Here is a 15,896-nt window from a genome sequence, read left to right on the forward strand (position 1 = left end):
TCTCGATGCGATTTAATGTGGGGGCCATGGCTGTGGAACGTGAACTCGAAGTCTCGATCGACCAGGACGCGTGCACCGGGGACGGGCTCTGCGTGCAGTACGCCCCTGACGTGTTCGAGTTCGACATCGATGGTCTCGCGTACGTGAAGGACACTCAGGGCGAGCTGTTGACTACGGCGGGTTCGCAAGTCAACGTGCCCGAGCGCCTGCGACTGGACATTGTGAACGCCGCGCACGACTGCCCCGGCGAGTGCATCTACGTCCGCGACCGCGCGAGCAAGGAACCGGTCGCCGGGCCCGGCGCCGACGACTAGGACCGAAGACGGAAGCGCGGCCCCGCGAATGCGAGGCCGCGCTATCTTGTTTCAGCACTTGGGAAGTCGTGAATCCGACTCTCGAAAATCGCAGATTGTTACGATTCCGTGACCTCTTCGGCGGCGTCCGCGCCGGCCTTCGACTCCGCCTTCTCCCCCGCTTCGGCGGCGATCCGCGCGTTCCGCTCCCGCAGCGCCTGCTGGCCCTTCGAGGGCTTCAGCTTCCGCGCCGGGGCCACCGTCCCGGGCGCGAGTTTGCGCGCGGTGATGAGGAACGCGGTGTGGGCGATCATGCGGTGGTCCGGGCGGACCGCGAGGCCCTCCAGGTGCCAGCCGCGGATCATCGACTCCCACGCCTCGGGCTCGGTGAAGGTCTTGCGCTCGCGCAGGGCCTCGACCAGTTCCGACATCTGCGTGGTGGTCGCGACGTATCCGATGAAGACACCGCCGGGCCGCAGGATTCGCTCTACAGTGTCCAGTACCTCCCACGGGGAGAGCATGTCGAGCACGACCCGGTCGACCGGTTCGAGGTCGGCCTCGGCCACGTCCCCCACCGTCAGCGTCCACTGCTCGGGCAGCTCGCCGTAGTAGCCCGCGACGTTCTCCTGCGCGATCTTCGCGAAGTCCTCGCGCAGCTCCCACGAGAACACGCGCCCGGTCGGGCCCACGGCCCGCAGCAGCCAGTTCGTGAGCGCCCCGGAGCCCGCGCCGGCCTCGACCACGCGCGCGCCCGGGTAGATGTCGCCGAACGTGAGGATCTGCGCGATGTCCTTGGGGTAGATGACCTGGGCGCCGCGGCGCATCGACAGGCCGTAGTCCGGCAGCAGCGGGCGCAGCGCCAGGTAGGCGGTGCCGCCCTCGGTGGTGACCGTGACGCCGTCGGGCCTGCCGATGAGGTCGTCGTGGAACAGCCTGCCCCGGTGGGTGTGGAAGGCGCCGCCCTCGGCGAGGGTGATCGTGGCCTTCCGGTTCTTCGCGTCGGTCAGTTGGACGCGGTCGCCCGGCGCCAGCAGGTCAGATGCCACTTTGCCTCGTGTCTCCTTCGGTTCAGGTCCGAAGCATCTTAACGGAGGGCTTTCACCACGTCGGCGGTGTAGAGCAGCCCTGTCAGGCGCCCCTCATCGACCACGAAGAACCGGTCAGCGCCGCTCTTCCCGATCGCGTCCACGAGCGCCTGGCCCCGCAGTTCGGCGCCGAGCCCGGGGATCTGCCGGGCCGAGCGCAGGAGCCCGTCCAGGGGCATCGCGGCGACCTGGTCGGGCGGGACGGCCTCGGCGCTGGCGCGGTCGAGCACGCCCACCGGGCGCCCGTCGACGGCCACGACCTCCTTGTCCCCCGCCGCGGCCAGGGCCTCGCCGAGGGTCGCCGAGGCGCTCACGACGACGACCGGGCGGGCCAGCAGGGACGCGTCGAGGGCCTTGACGCGCGGGCCCATGCGGGCGGCGCGGATCGCGCCGGTCGCCCCGCGCCACAGCTCGAACGCGACCATGAGCAGCAGGATCAGGCCGATCCAGGAGAACATGCGGTTGGAGAACAGCCACAGGCCCGCGCCGACGGTGCCGACGGCGACGACGCGCCCGGCCCACCCGGCGACCCGGTAGCCGCTCCACCGGTCGCCCGTGGCGGCCCAGATGCCCGCCTGGAGCGCCTTGCCGCCGTCCAGGGGCAGGCCCGGGAGCAGGTTGTAGGCGGCCACGAGGAGGTTCGCGACGCACACCTGGAAGCTCAGCTGCCAGCCCAGCGTCCCCACGTCGATGACCGCCACGCCCGCGAGCCCGGCGAGGCCGAGCAGCAGCGAGACCGCCGGGCCCGCCAGCGCGATGGCGGCGGCCGTCCCGGGCCTGGGGGCCTCGCGGTCCATCTCGGTGAAGCCGCCGAGGGCGTCGAGGTTGATCTGGCGCACGCCGATCCCGGCGCGCAGGCTCACCAGCGCGTGCCCGAGCTCGTGCAGGAACACCGACAGGAGCAGGGTCAGCGCGAACAGGGCCGCGACCGCGAGCGAGGCGCCCGCGCCGATGCCGGGGACCGAGCGCTGGACGATCGGCGCGTATACGGCGACGACCATCGCGGCGAGGATCAGCCACGTGTACCCGAGCGTGACGGGGATGCCCTTGACGCGGACGAGCGTGAAACCGGAGCGGCGGAAGGCCAGGACGTTGGTCGACATCGGCGGCAATGCTACGCGCATCCTCGGCGGAGCTCGCGAGCCATGACCGTGCACCGGCGCGGAGGTCCGGGCGCGGTCCGGGGGGTTCCGGTGCGGTCAGGCGGGCCTGACGCGGAAGGCGTGGGTCCGATAGGGCATCGCGAAGGTCTCGCGTCCGGCGAGGTCGGGGTGGGTGGCGGCGAGGTCCTCGACGGCGGCGACGAGTTCGCGGCGGCGGGCGTCGTCGGCGGTGAGGTAGTAGGAGCGGGACTGGACGAGGCGCACGAGCGCGTCGCGGTCGAGGGGCTTCTCGTGGCGGAAGACGCGGACCTCGGGCTCGCCGAAGTCGGGGCCGAAGTAGCCCGGCTCGGCGGCGCCGGTGGCCATCTGCTCGCCCTTGGAGGAGCCGACGATCTCGGTGAGGCGCTCGACCCAGTCGACGGACTCGTCGCGGAGGTTCCAGATCGGGGCGAGGACGCCTTCGGGGCGCAGGACGCGGCGCAGTTCGGGGAGGGCCTTGGGGCGGTCGAACCAGTGGAACGCCTGTCCGGCGGTGATGACGTCGGCGCTCGCGTCGGGGAGCGGGAGTGCTTCGGCGGCGCCGGTGCGGGCGGCGACAAGGCCGGTGGTGGCGGCGGTGAGCTTGGCGAGCATCTGCTCGTCGGGGTCGACGGCGGTGACGCGGTGGCCGAGGGCGATGAGGCCGCGGGTGAGGAGCCCGGTCCCGGCGCCGACGTCGAGGACGTCGGCGGGGGCGTCCCCGGCGAGCCAGGCGAGGGCCTCGGCCGGGTACTGGGGGCGGGCGGCGTCGTAGAGGTCGGCGGCCTGGCCGAAGGAGCGCGCTTGCTGCTGGTTCGTCATGCCCTAAACAGTACGTTCGTTATGTTAAAAAGTCCAGCGCCGTGCAGGCGTGTCGGTCCCCCGCCCTATGCTCAAGGGATGTCGTCTGCGACCCGACCGACCCAGCTGTCCCCTTCGCGCGCCGGGGACTTCAAGCAGTGCCCGCTGCTGTACCGGTTCCGGGCGGTGGACCGCCTCCCCGAGCCGTCCTCGCGGGCGCAGGTGCAGGGCACCCTCGTCCACGCGGTGCTGGAGCGCCTCTACGAGCTGGAGGCGGGCCGGCGCACCCCGGAGGAGGCGCTGGCGCTCATCGAGCCGGAGTGGACGCGGCTGAACGCGTCCCAGGAGTACTCGGAGCTGTTCGACGACCTCGGCGACGAGTCGGACTGGCTGCGGGGGGTGCGCGGCCTGGTCGAGACGTACTTCGCGATGGAGGACCCGCAGCGCCTCCAGCCGCACCGCACGGAGTGCCTGGTGACGACGACGCTGGACGACGGCACGCAGCTGAAGGGGTTCATCGACCGGGCGGACGTGAACCCGGCGGGGCTGGTGCGCCTGGTGGACTACAAGACGGGGAAGCGCCCGCCGGACCGGTTCGCGGACAAGGCGCTGTTCCAGATGAAGTTCTACGCGCTGGTGTGGTGGCGCACCCGCGGGAAGGTCCCGACGCTGCTGCGGCTCATGTACCTCGGCGACGGCCAGATGCTCGACTACTCGCCGACCGAGCGGGAGCTGGAGCAGTTCGAGCGCACGCTGAAGGCCCTGTGGGCCTCGATGCGGGAGGCGATCGCCACGGGCCTGTTCCGGCCGCAGAAGTCGAAGCTGTGCGGCTGGTGCGCGCACCAGAAGCTGTGCCCGGAGTTCGGCGGGGAGCCCCCGGCGTACCCGCTGACCACCGTCCTTCCAGGACTGGAGATGCCTCCTACCTGAGGCGGAGCCGCGAATCATTCCCACGTTCGATGAAACGGGAGTGACCGGCGGATACGGTATAGAGCGTGCACGCCGCCTCAGCCTTCCACCGCTTCCGCTACTGGCTCCACGAGCGGCCCTTCATGGCCGACTGCCTGCTGGCGGTGGTCCTCGGGCTGGGCTACACCGGGTTCTTCGCCGCGACGGCGCAGCTCTCCCCCGACTTCACGCTCGAATGGCCGCAGTCGCTGCTCATCCTGGCGCCGTTCACGGTCATCGCGCTGCGGCGCCGGGCCCTGTGGGCCGGGGTCGTGCTCGGCATCGCGGTCATGCTCGCCGCGGTGTTCTGGCAGCCCGTGCAGGTCATGGGCGCCGACAGCGGCATCGGGTTCTTCGTGCTGACGTACACGGCGGCGGCGTGGCGGCCCGCGAAGACGGCGCTGCTCGCGTCGGCCGCGATCTGGATCCCCGTGGCGGCGGTGATCTACGCGGGCGTGGGGGCCGAGATCGACCACGTCACCGCCACGATCCTCGTCATGGTCAACCTGGTCATGGCCGCGACGGTGTTCTGGATCGGGTGGGTCGTGCGCAACCGGCGCGAGAAGGTCGAGGAGCTGTCGGACCGGGCCCGGTTCGCCGAGGAGCGGCAGGAGGCCCTCGCGGCCCAGGCCGTCGCGGACGAGCAGCGGCGCATCGCCCGGGAGCTGCACGACGTCGTCGCGCACCACATCTCGGTCATCGGCGTGATGTCGGAGGGCGCCAAGCGGGTCCTGCGGACCGACCCCGACGCGGCCGAGGACGCCCTGACCACGGTGAACCAGACCGCGCGCACCGCGCTGCGCGAGATGCGCGACATCCTCACCGTCCTGCGCAACGGCCATGACGAGAGCGACCCCGCCGACCTCGAACCGCAGCCTACAGTGGACTCGCTGCGGGCGCTGGTGGCGCAGACCAAGGACGCCGGCCTGCCGGTGCGCTACACCGTCCGCGGCGAGGAGTACCCGCTGCCGACGGGCGTGAGCCTGGCGGTCTACCGGATCGCGCAGGAGGCCCTGACGAACACGATCAAGCACGCCGGGCCGCAGGCCAGGGCCGGCGTCGTCGTCGACTACGGCGACCAGGAGTTCCGGATCTCCGTGGGCGATTCCGGGACCGGGGCGCCCGCCGCCGCCGGGTTCTCGGGCGGCCACGGCCTGATCGGGATGCGCGAGCGCGCCACGCTGTACGGCGGCACGCTTGAGGTCGGGCCCCGGCCCGGCGGCGGGTACCTCGTCGAGGCCCGCTTCCCCAAGAACGCCCACCTCCAGGGAGTGACCACATGAGCGACCGGCCGATCCGCCTCCTCCTGGCCGACGACCAGCAGCTGCTGCGCGCCGGCTTCAAGATGGTGCTCGGAGCCGAGACCGACATCGACATCGTCGGGGAGGCCGGCGACGGCGTCGAGGCGTTCGAGCTGACCCGCAGGCTGGTGCCGGACGTGGTGCTCATGGACATCCGCATGCCCCGCCGCGACGGCGTCGCGGCGACCGCCGACATCGTGCAGGCGAACCTGGCGACGCGGGTCCTGGTGCTCACCACGTTCGACCTCGACGAGTACGTCGTGGGCGCGTTGCGGGCGGGGGCCGCCGGGTTCCTCACCAAGGACGCGCCCGCCGCCGACCTGGTCGAGGCCATCCGCACCGTCCACCGCGGCGGCGCCGTCGTCGCCCCGCACATCCTCTCGACGCTGCTGGGCCGCTTCGCGCAGCACCGCGGCGCCGACGACGACCGCTCCCCCAAGATCCTCGGCTCGCTCACCGCCCGCGAGAAGGAGGTCCTCATGCTCCTGGCGAAGGGCCTCACCAACGCCGAGATCGCCGACTCCCTCACCGTCGGCGAGACCACCGTCAAGACGCACGTCGGCCACCTGCTCACCAAGCTCGGCGTCCGCGACCGCGTCCAGGCCGTCGTCCTCGCCTACGAGACGGGCCTCGTCAAGCCCGGCACGGGCGACTGACCAGGCCCGTCTCCTCCCCCGGTGCCGCCCCCTCCGCCTGCGGACGTAGGCGAAGACCGTTCTCGAAGCGGATGCGGGCGGCCCGGGGACCGCATATCGTCGGAAGTGATCACGGGGACCGCGATGCCGATTGACATCAGGTATGATGTCACAAACCGGCGCTTCGACGTCACCGGTTCGCATCACGAACACCACGGCTTCCCGGGGCGCCGCCCCGCGGAGCGAAGGAAACCAGCACACCGAATCCCTCGGAACCCGACTTCTTCACCCGAAAGCGAGAGCGTCGTGTCCACCGCATCCCCCGTCAAGACCACCGCCGTATCGGCCGAAGGCGTCTGGAAGGCGTACGGCATGGGCGAGGCCCAGGTCGTCGCCCTCCGCGACGTCTCGGTCCAGTTCGCCTCCGGCGCCTTCACCGCCATTATGGGCCCCTCCGGGTCCGGCAAGTCCACCCTCATGCACTGCCTCGCCGGACTCGACACCACCGACCGCGGCACCGTCCACATCGGCGACACCCCCGTCACCGGCCTCAGCGACAAGGCCCTCACGAAGCTCCGCCGCGACAAGATCGGCTTCATCTTCCAGCAGTTCAACCTGCTGCCGACCCTCACGGCCGAGGAGAACATCACGCTCCCCGCCGCCATCGCGGGCGCCAAGGCCGACCCCGACTGGATCAAGAAGATCATCCACACGCTCGACCTGACCGACCGCCTGTCGCACAAGCCCACCGAGCTCTCCGGCGGCCAGCAGCAGCGCGTCGCCTGCGCCCGCGCGCTGGCCTCGCGGCCCGACGTCGTGTTCGCCGACGAGCCCACCGGGAACCTCGACACCCGCTCGGGCGCCGAGGTCCTGCGGTTCCTCCGCACCAGCGTCGACGACTTCGGTCAGACGATCGTCATGGTCACCCACGACCCCGGCGCCGCCGCCTACGCCGACCGCGTGGTGTTCCTCGCGGACGGCCAGATCGTCGAGGACATGGCCGACCCGACCGCCGACAAGGTCATCGACAAGATGAAGCACTTCGAGGAACTCGTCGCCGCCGCCCAGGAAGCGACCGCCTGACCATGCTCCGCGCCACCCTCAAGGGCATGGCGAGCCGCAAGGCCCGCCTCGTCCTCACCAGCCTCGCCGTCGTCCTCGGCACCATGTTCGTGGCCGCGGCGATGGTCCTCACCGCGACCATGGAGAAGTCCGTCTCCGGGGTCATCTCCGACGCCTTCACCGGCGTCGACGCGGTCGTCACCTCCGCGGAGGACCCCGCCGCCGCCCAGGGCAACACCCCTTCGGCGACCCTCATCCCCGCCGCCGTCCTCGACACCGTCCGCGGCGTCGACGGCGTCGACTCGGCCGACGGCGACGTCTCCGGCCAGGTCAACGCCATCGGCGACAACGGGAAGCTCGTCGGCGCCTTCGCCCCCACCATCGGCTTCAACTGGAACGACGCGGGCGCCGAAGGCGACGGCTACAACGAGATCCGCGACGGCCGCGGCCCCCAAGCCGACGACGAGGTCATCGTCTCCGCCCAGTTCGTGAGCGACGCCGGGCTCTCCGTCGGCGACACCGTCACCGCCTACTCCTACTCCGCCGACCGCGCCGACTACGAGATCGTCGGCGTCTTCGGCCTCCCCGGCGGCCGCGACTCCCTCGCCGGCGAGACCCAGATGGGCTTCACCACCACCGAGGCCCAGCGGCTGCTCACCCAGGGCGAGAACGCCTACATGACGATCTACGTCGACGGCGACGCCTCCACCGGCGACATCGCCGACGCGGTCGGCGCCGACTACCGCGTCCAGACCGGCGAGGAGGCGTCCGACGAGGCCGCCGAGGGCTTCGCGGCCGTCGCCGACATCATGGGCTACATCTTCCTCGGCTTCGGACTCGTCGCCGTGTTCGTGTCGGTGTTCCTCATCATCAACACCTTCACGATCATCGTCGCCCAGCGCCAGCGCGAACTCGCGCTCCTGCGGGCCATCGGCGCCGCACGCAACCAGGTCGTCGGCTCGGTCCTCGCCGAAGCCGCCGTCATCGGCGTCATCGCCTCCATCGCCGGCCTCGGCCTCGGTGTGCTGCTCGGCTGGGGCCTGTCCCAGCTCGTCAGCTCCTCCGCGATGGGCGGCCTGCCCGTGGCGCTCCAGGTCCCCGCGACGTCCCTGTGGTCGCTCGCGGTCGGCATCGGCGTCACCGTCCTGTCCGCGATCATCCCCGCCGTCAAAGCCTCCGGCGTCCCGCCGGTCGCCGCCATGCGCGAGGCGGTCAACCCGCCGAAGCCGCTGCGCGGCATCACCATCGCGGGCCTCGCGGTCACCCTCGTCGGCGGCGTCCTGGTCGTGCTCGGGCTCACCGACAACCTCGGCGACCTCGGCCTCCCCGGGTTCCTCACCGGCGTGGGCATCGCGTTCGTCGGCATCACGCTGCTGACGCCGATCCTGTCGCGCCCGCTCGTGGCGCTCCTCGGCGCGGTCATGTCGTGGTCGTTCTCGGGCCGCCTCGGCAAGCTCAACGCCGGGCGCAACCCGCGGCGCACCGCGATCACCGCCTCGGCGCTCATGATCGCCGTCGCGCTGGTCACCGGCATCGCCACGATCGTCTCCAGCTTCAAGGAGACGACCGCGGAGATGACCGAGCAGAACCTCGACTCCGACCTGATCGTCATGGGCCAGCAGGGGGCCAACATCCCCACGTTCGCACCCGAGACGCTCGCCGAGATCAAGGCGCTCCCGGACGTCTCCGCCGTCGGCGACGTCTACGGCGAGTTCTTCGGCGCCCAGGTCGACGGCGACCAGGCCGCCCTCCTCGCCAGCGAGGACCTCGCCACGAGCCTGGAGATCTTCTCCGGGACCGTCGCCGAGGGCTCCGTTGCGGACCTCCCCGACGACGGCCTCGTCGTCAACGAGTCCGCCGCCGAGGACCGGGGCCTGAGCCTCGGCGACACCGTCCCGGTGACCTTCGCCGACGGCACCGCCGTGCAGCTCAAGGTGACCGCCCTCCTGGAGGACGACCTGCTCACCGACGGCTGGTGGGTCGCGCCCGCGCAGATCGAGCACTTCACCGTGCCGAAGCCGATGCAGGCGTACATCCAGGTCGCCGACGGCGCCGACGTCGGCGCCGTCCAGGACGAGGTGGACGACATCCTCGCCGACGAGCCGGAAGTGAGCGTCACCAACAACGCGGACTTCGTGGAGCAGCAGACCTCGCAGCTCGACGTCCTGCTCAACTCGGTGCAGATCCTGCTCGCGCTGGCGATCATCATCGCGATCATCGGCGTGGTGAACACCCTGGTCCTGTCGGTCCTCGAACGCACCAGGGAGCTGGGGCTCCTGCGCGCGATCGGCATGACCCGCGGCCAGGCCCGGCGCATGATCACCGTCGAGTCGGTCATCATCTGCCTGTTCGGCGCGGTGCTGGGCATCGCCGTCGGCATCGGCCTGGGCTGGACGGTCCAGCAGGCGCTCGAAGAGGAGGGCCTGACGAGCTTCGCGCTCCCGTGGGGCCTCATCGTAGGGTACCTCGTCGCGGCCGTCGCGGTGGGCCTGCTCGCCGCGATCGCCCCGGCCGCCCGCGCGGCGAAGCTGAACGTGCTCAACGCCATCGCGTACGAGTAAGACTTCATCCCAAAGGAAACCAGGAGAGGGGCGGCGCCGGAAGGCGCCGCCCCTCCCGTTTCCCTGGGGCGCCTCGGTCGAAAGACGGAGGCCGCGGGCGCGGCTCCGACCTGCGGAGGAGCCGGTTTCCGGCCCGCGGGCCGAAGCGGGATTCCACGGGTCTCCATAGCCTGGAAAGGACAGTCACCCGATCAGAAAGGCGCTCCCGTGCCACTCGCGAATCCCCCCGCCCCCCAGCTCACCAGGACCCGGTCCGCCGTCACCGCGAGCAACCTGTGGCGCGCCTACGGCTCCGGCGAGGCCCAGGTCGTGGCCCTGCGCGACGTCTCGGTCCAGTTCGCCTCCGGTGCGTTCACCGCGATCATGGGCCCGTCGGGCTCGGGCAAGTCCACGCTCATGCACTGCCTCGCGGGCCTCGACACCACCGACCGCGGCACCGTCCACATCGGCGAGACCGCGATCACGGGCCTGAACGACAAGGCGCTCACCAGGCTCCGCCGCGACAAGATCGGCTTCATCTTCCAGCAGTTCAACCTGCTCCCGACCCTGACGGCCGAGGAGAACATCCTCCTGCCCGCCTCGATCGCCGGGGCGAAGGCCGACCCGGAGTGGATCGCCCGCATCATCACGACCCTCGACCTCACCGACCGCCTGTCGCACAAGCCGACCGAGCTCTCCGGCGGCCAGCAGCAGCGCGTGGCCTGCGCCCGCGCCCTCGCGACCCGCCCCGAGGTGGTCTTCGCCGACGAGCCCACCGGGAACCTCGACACCCGCTCCAGCGGCGAGGTCCTGCGGTTCCTGCGCCGGTCCGTGGACGACTTCGGGCAGACCATCGTCATGGTCACCCACGACCCGAGCGCCGCCGCGCACGCCGACCGCGTGGTGTTCCTCGCGGACGGCCAGATCGTCGAGGACCTCCACCAGCCCACCGCCGACGCCGTCATCGACACCATGCGCGGCTTCGAGAACCGCGTCCCGCTCGCCGGAGAGGCCCGCTAAGCACATGCTCCGCGCAACCCTGAAGGGCATGGCGGCCCGCAAGGCCCGCCTGATCCTCACCAGCCTCGCCGTCGTCCTCGGCGCCGCGTTCATCGCCTCCGCGCTGGTCCTCACCGCGTCGATCCGCGCCACCGTGGACGACCTCAGCGGCGACGCCTACACCGGCGCCGACGTGCTCGTGCAGCCCGTCGAACCCGAGAACCGCGGCGACCGGCTCGTCCGCGACGGCGTCTCCGCCGAGACCCTCGCCGCGATCGAGGCGAACGGCGACGTCGCCGAGGTCAGCACCACCGTCACCTGGATGGTCAACGCCCTCGGCGACGACGGCAAGATCGTCGGCGGATTCGCGCCGACCATGGCCGTCAACTGGGGCGACGAGTCCGTCGAGCGCGAGATGCGCGAGGGCCGCGCCCCCGAGACCGACGGCGAGACCGCCGTGTCCGCCCAGTTCGTCACCGACTCCGGGCTCGGCCTCGGCGACACCGTCACCGCGTACTCCCTGGCGACCGACGAGACCGCGTACGAGATCGTCGGCGTCTACGGCTACTCCGGCGGCCGCGACTCCCTCTCGGGCTCAACGGAACTCGCGTTCACCACGACCGAGGCCCAGCGCCTGGTCTTCGAGGGCCAGGACGTCTACACGGCCGTCGCCGTCACCGCCGCCGACGGCGTGGGCGCCGACGAGTTGCTCAAGGCCCTCGAACCAGCCGTCGGCGCCGAGTCCGAGGCCATCAGCCGCCAGGCGTACGTGGACGACCTGAACGCCGAGAGCGCCGAAGTCACCAGCGTCATCGGCTACTTCCTCCTCGGCTTCGGCCTCATCGCCGTGTTCGTGTCGGTGTTCCTCATCGCGAACACCTTCTCCATCGTGATCGCCGGCCGCCTCAAGGAGATCGCGATGATGCGCGCCATCGGCGCGGGCCGCGGCCAGATCATCCGCTCCGTCCTCGCCGAAGCGGGCCTGCTCGGCGCCGCCGCCGCAGTCGTCGGCGCCGGCATCGGCGTCGCCGCCGGCGCGGGCCTGACCTCCGTGGTCGCCGACGGCTTCCTCGACACCGCGTCCACCTCCGTGGCGATCCCCTGGACCGCCCCGCTCGCGGCCGTCGCCGTCGGCCTCGGCGCCACCGTCCTCTCCGCGCTCGTCCCGGCCGTGCGGGCCTCCAAGACCCCGCCCGTCGAGGCCATGCGCGAAGCGGCCAAGGCCGACCGCCCGATCACCGGCGTCACCGTCACCGGCCTCGTGGTCACCCTCATCGGCATCGCCGGGATCGTCCTCGGGCTCAACGAGACCTTCGACGGCGACAAGACCAACCTCGTGGCCGCCGCCGTCGGCGCCGGCGTCGTGTTCATCGGCGTCGCACTCCTGACCGCATGGCTGTCCAAGCCCGTCGTCGCCCTCCTGGGCGCCGTCTGGTCCTGGTCCTTCGCCGGACGGCTCGGGCGCCTCAACGCGTCCCGCAACCCGCGCCGCACCGCCGTCACCGCGGCCGCGCTCATGATCGGCGTGACCCTCGTGACCGCCACCGCGACGCTCCTCACCAGCGTCAAGGAGAGCCTCGCCGACCGGTTCGAGACCACGATCAAGGCCGAGCTGTTCATCACCGGGCCCGTCACCTCGTCGGTGCCCGCGACCTTCGACCCGGCCGTCATGGACGACATCCGCGCCGTCGAGGGCGTCGACGCCGCGGTCGAGCTGTACTACGACATCGCGCAGGTCGACGGCACCGAGCAGTACGTCAACGCCACCACCGACCTCGAAGGCGGCCTCGACCTGTTCGGCGGCGAGATGCTCGAAGGCTCGCTCGCGGACCTCCAGGAGGGCGAGACCGCCGTCAACCAGTACTCCGCGGACCAGCTCGGCGTCGGCATCGGCGACACCGTCTCCATGACGTTCAGCCGCGGCACCGAGGCCCGCGAGTTCACCGTGACGGGCATCCTCGCCGACAACGAGGACACCGACGGCTGGTACGTCGACCCGGCCTACGTCGGCGAGTTCTACACGCCGAAGCCCACGACGGCCCTGGTCGACGTGGCCGACGGCGCCGACGTCAACCAGGTCACCGACGGTGTGGAGGACGTCCTCGCCGACCAGCCCGCGGTCAGCGTCCAGAACCACGAGGAGTACCTCGCGCAGGTCACGGTCTTCTTCGACTACGCCATCATCGCGATCCAGCTGCTCCTGGCGCTGGCGATGATCGTCGCGGTCATCGGTGTCATCAACACCCTGGTCCTGTCGGTCCTCGAACGCACCCGCGAGCTCGGGATGCTCCGCGCGATCGGCATGACCCGCGGCCAGACGACCCGCATGGTCACCGTCGAGAGCGTCACGATCGCCCTGTTCGGCGCCCTCCTGGGCGTCGGCACGGGCCTGCTCCTCGGCTGGATCGTCCAGCAGGCGCTCGCCGACACCGGCGTCGAGTCGTTCGCGGTCCCGACCGCGCTCATCGCCGCATACCTCGCCGCGGCCGTCCTCGTCGGACTCCTCGCGGCCATCGCCCCGGCGGTGCGGGCCTCCAAGGTCGACATCCTCGGCGCGATCTCCTACGAGTAGGACCTCCCTCAGCAGCGGGGGAAACAGAAGCGGGGCGCCCTTTCGGGCGCCCCGCTTCATGTGCGTTTCGGTCAGGTCGGGAGCCCGTGGCGCTCCAGGTCCTCCATGTCCTCCAGCTCGATGCCCTTCGTCTCGCGGACCATCTTCCACACGAAGACGAAGGAGATCAGCGCGAACAGCGCGTACAGGCCGTACGCCAGGAACAGGCCGGTCTGCGCGAGCTCCGGGAACGTGACCGTGATGAGCCAGTTGGAGATCCACTGCGCGGCGGCCGCGACGCCGAGCGCGGAGGCGCGGATGCGGTTGGGGAACATCTCCCCGAGCAGCACCCACACGACCGGGCCCCAGGTGAACGCGAACCCGAACACGAAGACGTTCGCCGCGATGAGCGCGGTGACGCCGGCCGCGTCGCTGAGGACCGGGTTGTTGTCGGCGTCCACGGGCGACGACGCGAAGATGACGGCCATGGTGCCGAGCGCGACGAACATGAGCGCGGAACCCATGAGCAGCAGCTTCTTGCGGCCGATGCGGTCGACGAGGTAGATCGCGAGGATCGTACCGGCGATGTTCACGACCGAGTTGATGACCGAGGTCAGGAACGCGTCGCTCTCGCTGAACCCGACGGACTGCCACAGCGACGTCGAGTAGTAGAAGATGACGTTGATGCCCACGAACTGCTGGAACATCGACAGGAAGATGCCGACCCACACGATCGGCATGAGCCCGAACCTCGGGCCGCGCACGTCGGAGATGCGCGGCGGGTGGTCGCTGTCGAGCGTCCCCTGGATCTCGATGATCTTGTGGTCGACGTTCCCGCCGACGTACTTCAGCAGAATCACGCGGGCCTTGTCGAGCTGCTGCTTGGCCACGAGGTAGCGCGGCGACTCGGGGATGTTCAGCGAGAACATGAAGTACACGAACGCCGGGATCGCGGCCGCGGCGAACATCCACCGCCACGCGGTGCCGCCCCACGGCACCTCGCCGCTCGCGCCGCCCGCCGAAGCCTGGATGCCGTAGTTGACGATCAGGGCGCCGAAGATGCCGAGCACGATCGCGAACTGCTGCAACGAACCCAGCCGCCCGCGTAGGTGCGCGGGCGAGATCTCCGCGATGTACGCGGGGGCGATGACGCTCGCCGCACCGATCGCGAGGCCGCCGATGACGCGCCACACGGTCAGGTCGACCGGGCCGGTCGCCAGGGCGCTGCCGAGCGAGGTGATGAAGAAGACGACGGCCGCGATCATCATGACCTTCGGCCGCCCGATCCGGTTCGCGAGCGACCCCGCGAACCAGGCGCCGACGGCGCAGCCCAGCAGCGCGGAGGAGACCACGATGCCGGTCTCGACCGAGCCGATCCCCCACTGCTTCTCCAGGGCGCCGGTGGTCCCGTTGATCACGGCCGTGTCGTACCCGAACAGGAACCCGCCCAATGCGGCCGCGATCGACACGAACAGCGCCGACCCGGTCGGCGCCGCCCCGGAATCGCCGCGCAGCAGACCGTCATTGTCTGTCGTCATCACTCACTCCCGTAGGCGACTTGAACCGATACCACACGTGTCCGAATCCTAAGCCGCTAATGCCTTGAAGATCACGAATTGCCGGAATCCGAGATCTACCCCGGAGGGAGTGGATCAACCCCGATCAGCCCAGCAGCGGCTCATCGATCCGCACGTCAAGGGCCCGCAGCATCCGCGCCAGGGCGATGTACGTGGCACCGGTGACCGTCAGCTCCGTCTGCTCCACGGGCCCGAAGCACTTGTCGAGCGCCTCGTCGTCCCGCTCGGCCCCGGCACCCAGGTGCTCCGCGTACCCGAGGACCGCCCGCTGCGGCTCGCTGAAGCAGCCGGCCTGCTGCCACTCGGCGATCGAGGCGACCTGCTCCGCGTCCAATCCGGACTCCTTCGCCATCGGAAGATGGTGCGCGAGCTCGTACTCCGACCCTTCGAGCTGTCCGATCCGGCAGATCATCAGCTCCCGCAGCGACCGTGACACCGCCGCGTCGAACCGCAGTGCATGGATGAGGTCCAGTACCGGCGCCAGCAGCGCCGGCGCATGGGCGAGGGCCCGGTGCAGATTGATGGGATCCCGCCCCACCGCGGCCAGCCGCCGCGACGCCGAGGACGGTAGCGGTGCTACGGGAAGACGCGAGATTGAACCAGAGTCCACTACTGTGACCTATCTAACTTGTGATGCCTACCATGATCTATTTATCGATGTGGGACAATACCTGAAGGGCAAACACCCAGAGCCTGCAACGGAGGAGGCCAACGTGAGCACATTCTTCAGTGTCGTCGGTGCTATCGGAATCGCGATCGCGCTCGTGACAGTGTCGCTACTGACATTCCTGGTGACCGGGGCGATCTTCGGGATCGGCGTCGGGATAGCCAGGGTCAGAGACGCGCTCTCGACTTCTTCGTAGGCATGCGAAAAGGCCCCCACCTTGCGGTGGGGGCCTTCCCTGTGTTTCATGTTTGGCGGTGTCCTGCTCTCCCACACCCTCTCGAGTGCAGTACCATCGGCGCTGGAAGCCGTAACGACC

14 protein-coding genes are annotated in these 15,896 nt (G+C 70.5%); 9 read left to right on the forward strand and 5 right to left on the reverse strand.

Annotated elements, in window-relative coordinates; all coding sequences use genetic code 11:
- Positions 1-26: 26 nt before the first annotated feature.
- Complete coding sequence (locus tag AB0A65_RS25125; RefSeq protein ID WP_359955066.1) at positions 27-314, forward strand: ferredoxin; 288 nt, start codon at positions 27-29, stop codon at positions 312-314.
- 98 nt (positions 315-412) lie between these two features.
- On the opposite strand, the gene AB0A65_RS25130 is transcribed toward AB0A65_RS25125, so the two are convergent.
- From AB0A65_RS25130 to AB0A65_RS25140, 3 genes are all read right to left on the reverse strand, one after another.
- Positions 413-1,339 carry a tRNA (adenine-N1)-methyltransferase gene (locus AB0A65_RS25130; RefSeq protein WP_359955069.1) on the reverse strand — a complete coding sequence of 309 codons (927 nt, stop codon included), beginning with the start codon at positions 1,337-1,339 and terminating at the stop codon, positions 413-415.
- A 38-nt stretch (positions 1,340-1,377) separates the two neighbouring features.
- Positions 1,378-2,481 carry a M50 family metallopeptidase gene (locus AB0A65_RS25135; protein WP_359955071.1) on the reverse strand — a complete coding sequence of 368 codons (1,104 nt, stop codon included), beginning with the start codon at positions 2,479-2,481 and terminating at the stop codon, positions 1,378-1,380.
- A 96-nt stretch (positions 2,482-2,577) separates the two neighbouring features.
- Positions 2,578-3,321 (reverse strand): class I SAM-dependent methyltransferase, encoded by a 744-nt coding sequence (locus tag AB0A65_RS25140; RefSeq protein ID WP_359955074.1) that lies wholly within the window; start codon positions 3,319-3,321, stop codon positions 2,578-2,580.
- Positions 3,322-3,399: 78 nt separating this feature from the next.
- Between AB0A65_RS25140 and AB0A65_RS25145 the strand changes: the two genes are divergently transcribed.
- From AB0A65_RS25145 to AB0A65_RS25175, 7 genes are all read left to right on the forward strand, one after another.
- On the forward strand, positions 3,400-4,230 hold the full coding sequence (locus tag AB0A65_RS25145; RefSeq protein ID WP_359955077.1) for a RecB family exonuclease: 831 nt from the start codon (positions 3,400-3,402) through the stop codon (positions 4,228-4,230).
- A gap of 65 nt (positions 4,231-4,295) precedes the next feature.
- On the forward strand, positions 4,296-5,531 hold the full coding sequence (locus AB0A65_RS25150; RefSeq protein WP_359955080.1) for a sensor histidine kinase: 1,236 nt from the start codon (positions 4,296-4,298) through the stop codon (positions 5,529-5,531).
- Complete coding sequence (locus AB0A65_RS25155) at positions 5,528-6,205, forward strand: response regulator transcription factor (RefSeq protein WP_359955083.1); 678 nt, start codon at positions 5,528-5,530, stop codon at positions 6,203-6,205. Before AB0A65_RS25150 ends, AB0A65_RS25155 begins: the two co-directional genes overlap by 4 nt.
- Positions 6,206-6,556: 351 nt before the next feature.
- Positions 6,557-7,267: an ABC transporter ATP-binding protein gene (locus AB0A65_RS25160; protein ID WP_359955116.1), complete on the forward strand. Its 711-nt coding sequence runs from the start codon at positions 6,557-6,559 to the stop codon at positions 7,265-7,267.
- Between the two features lie 2 nt (positions 7,268-7,269).
- Complete coding sequence (locus AB0A65_RS25165) at positions 7,270-9,807, forward strand: ABC transporter permease (RefSeq protein WP_359955086.1); 2,538 nt, start codon at positions 7,270-7,272, stop codon at positions 9,805-9,807.
- Positions 9,808-10,014: 207 nt separating this feature from the next.
- Positions 10,015-10,806, forward strand: coding sequence for an ABC transporter ATP-binding protein (locus AB0A65_RS25170; protein WP_359955089.1), 792 nt, complete (start codon positions 10,015-10,017; stop codon positions 10,804-10,806).
- A gap of 4 nt (positions 10,807-10,810) precedes the next feature.
- Positions 10,811-13,357: an ABC transporter permease gene (locus AB0A65_RS25175; protein WP_359955092.1), complete on the forward strand. Its 2,547-nt coding sequence runs from the start codon at positions 10,811-10,813 to the stop codon at positions 13,355-13,357.
- A gap of 71 nt (positions 13,358-13,428) precedes the next feature.
- Here AB0A65_RS25175 and AB0A65_RS25180 read toward each other — a convergent pair whose 3' ends face one another.
- Both AB0A65_RS25180 and AB0A65_RS25185 read right to left on the reverse strand, forming a co-directional pair.
- Complete coding sequence (locus AB0A65_RS25180) at positions 13,429-14,874, reverse strand: sugar porter family MFS transporter (RefSeq protein ID WP_359955095.1); 1,446 nt, start codon at positions 14,872-14,874, stop codon at positions 13,429-13,431.
- A 124-nt stretch (positions 14,875-14,998) separates the two neighbouring features.
- Complete coding sequence (locus AB0A65_RS25185) at positions 14,999-15,451, reverse strand: carboxymuconolactone decarboxylase family protein (RefSeq protein WP_359955098.1); 453 nt, start codon at positions 15,449-15,451, stop codon at positions 14,999-15,001.
- Between the two features lie 175 nt (positions 15,452-15,626).
- On the opposite strand from AB0A65_RS25185, the gene AB0A65_RS25190 reads away from it, so the two are divergent.
- Positions 15,627-15,776 (forward strand): hypothetical protein, encoded by a 150-nt coding sequence (locus AB0A65_RS25190; RefSeq protein WP_359955100.1) that lies wholly within the window; start codon positions 15,627-15,629, stop codon positions 15,774-15,776.
- The last annotated feature ends 120 nt before the right edge of the window (positions 15,777-15,896 follow it).

Origin of the sequence: Glycomyces sp. NPDC047010, from assembly GCF_040644205.1 — a bacterium.
Classification (GTDB): domain Bacteria; phylum Actinomycetota; class Actinomycetes; order Mycobacteriales; family Micromonosporaceae; genus Glycomyces.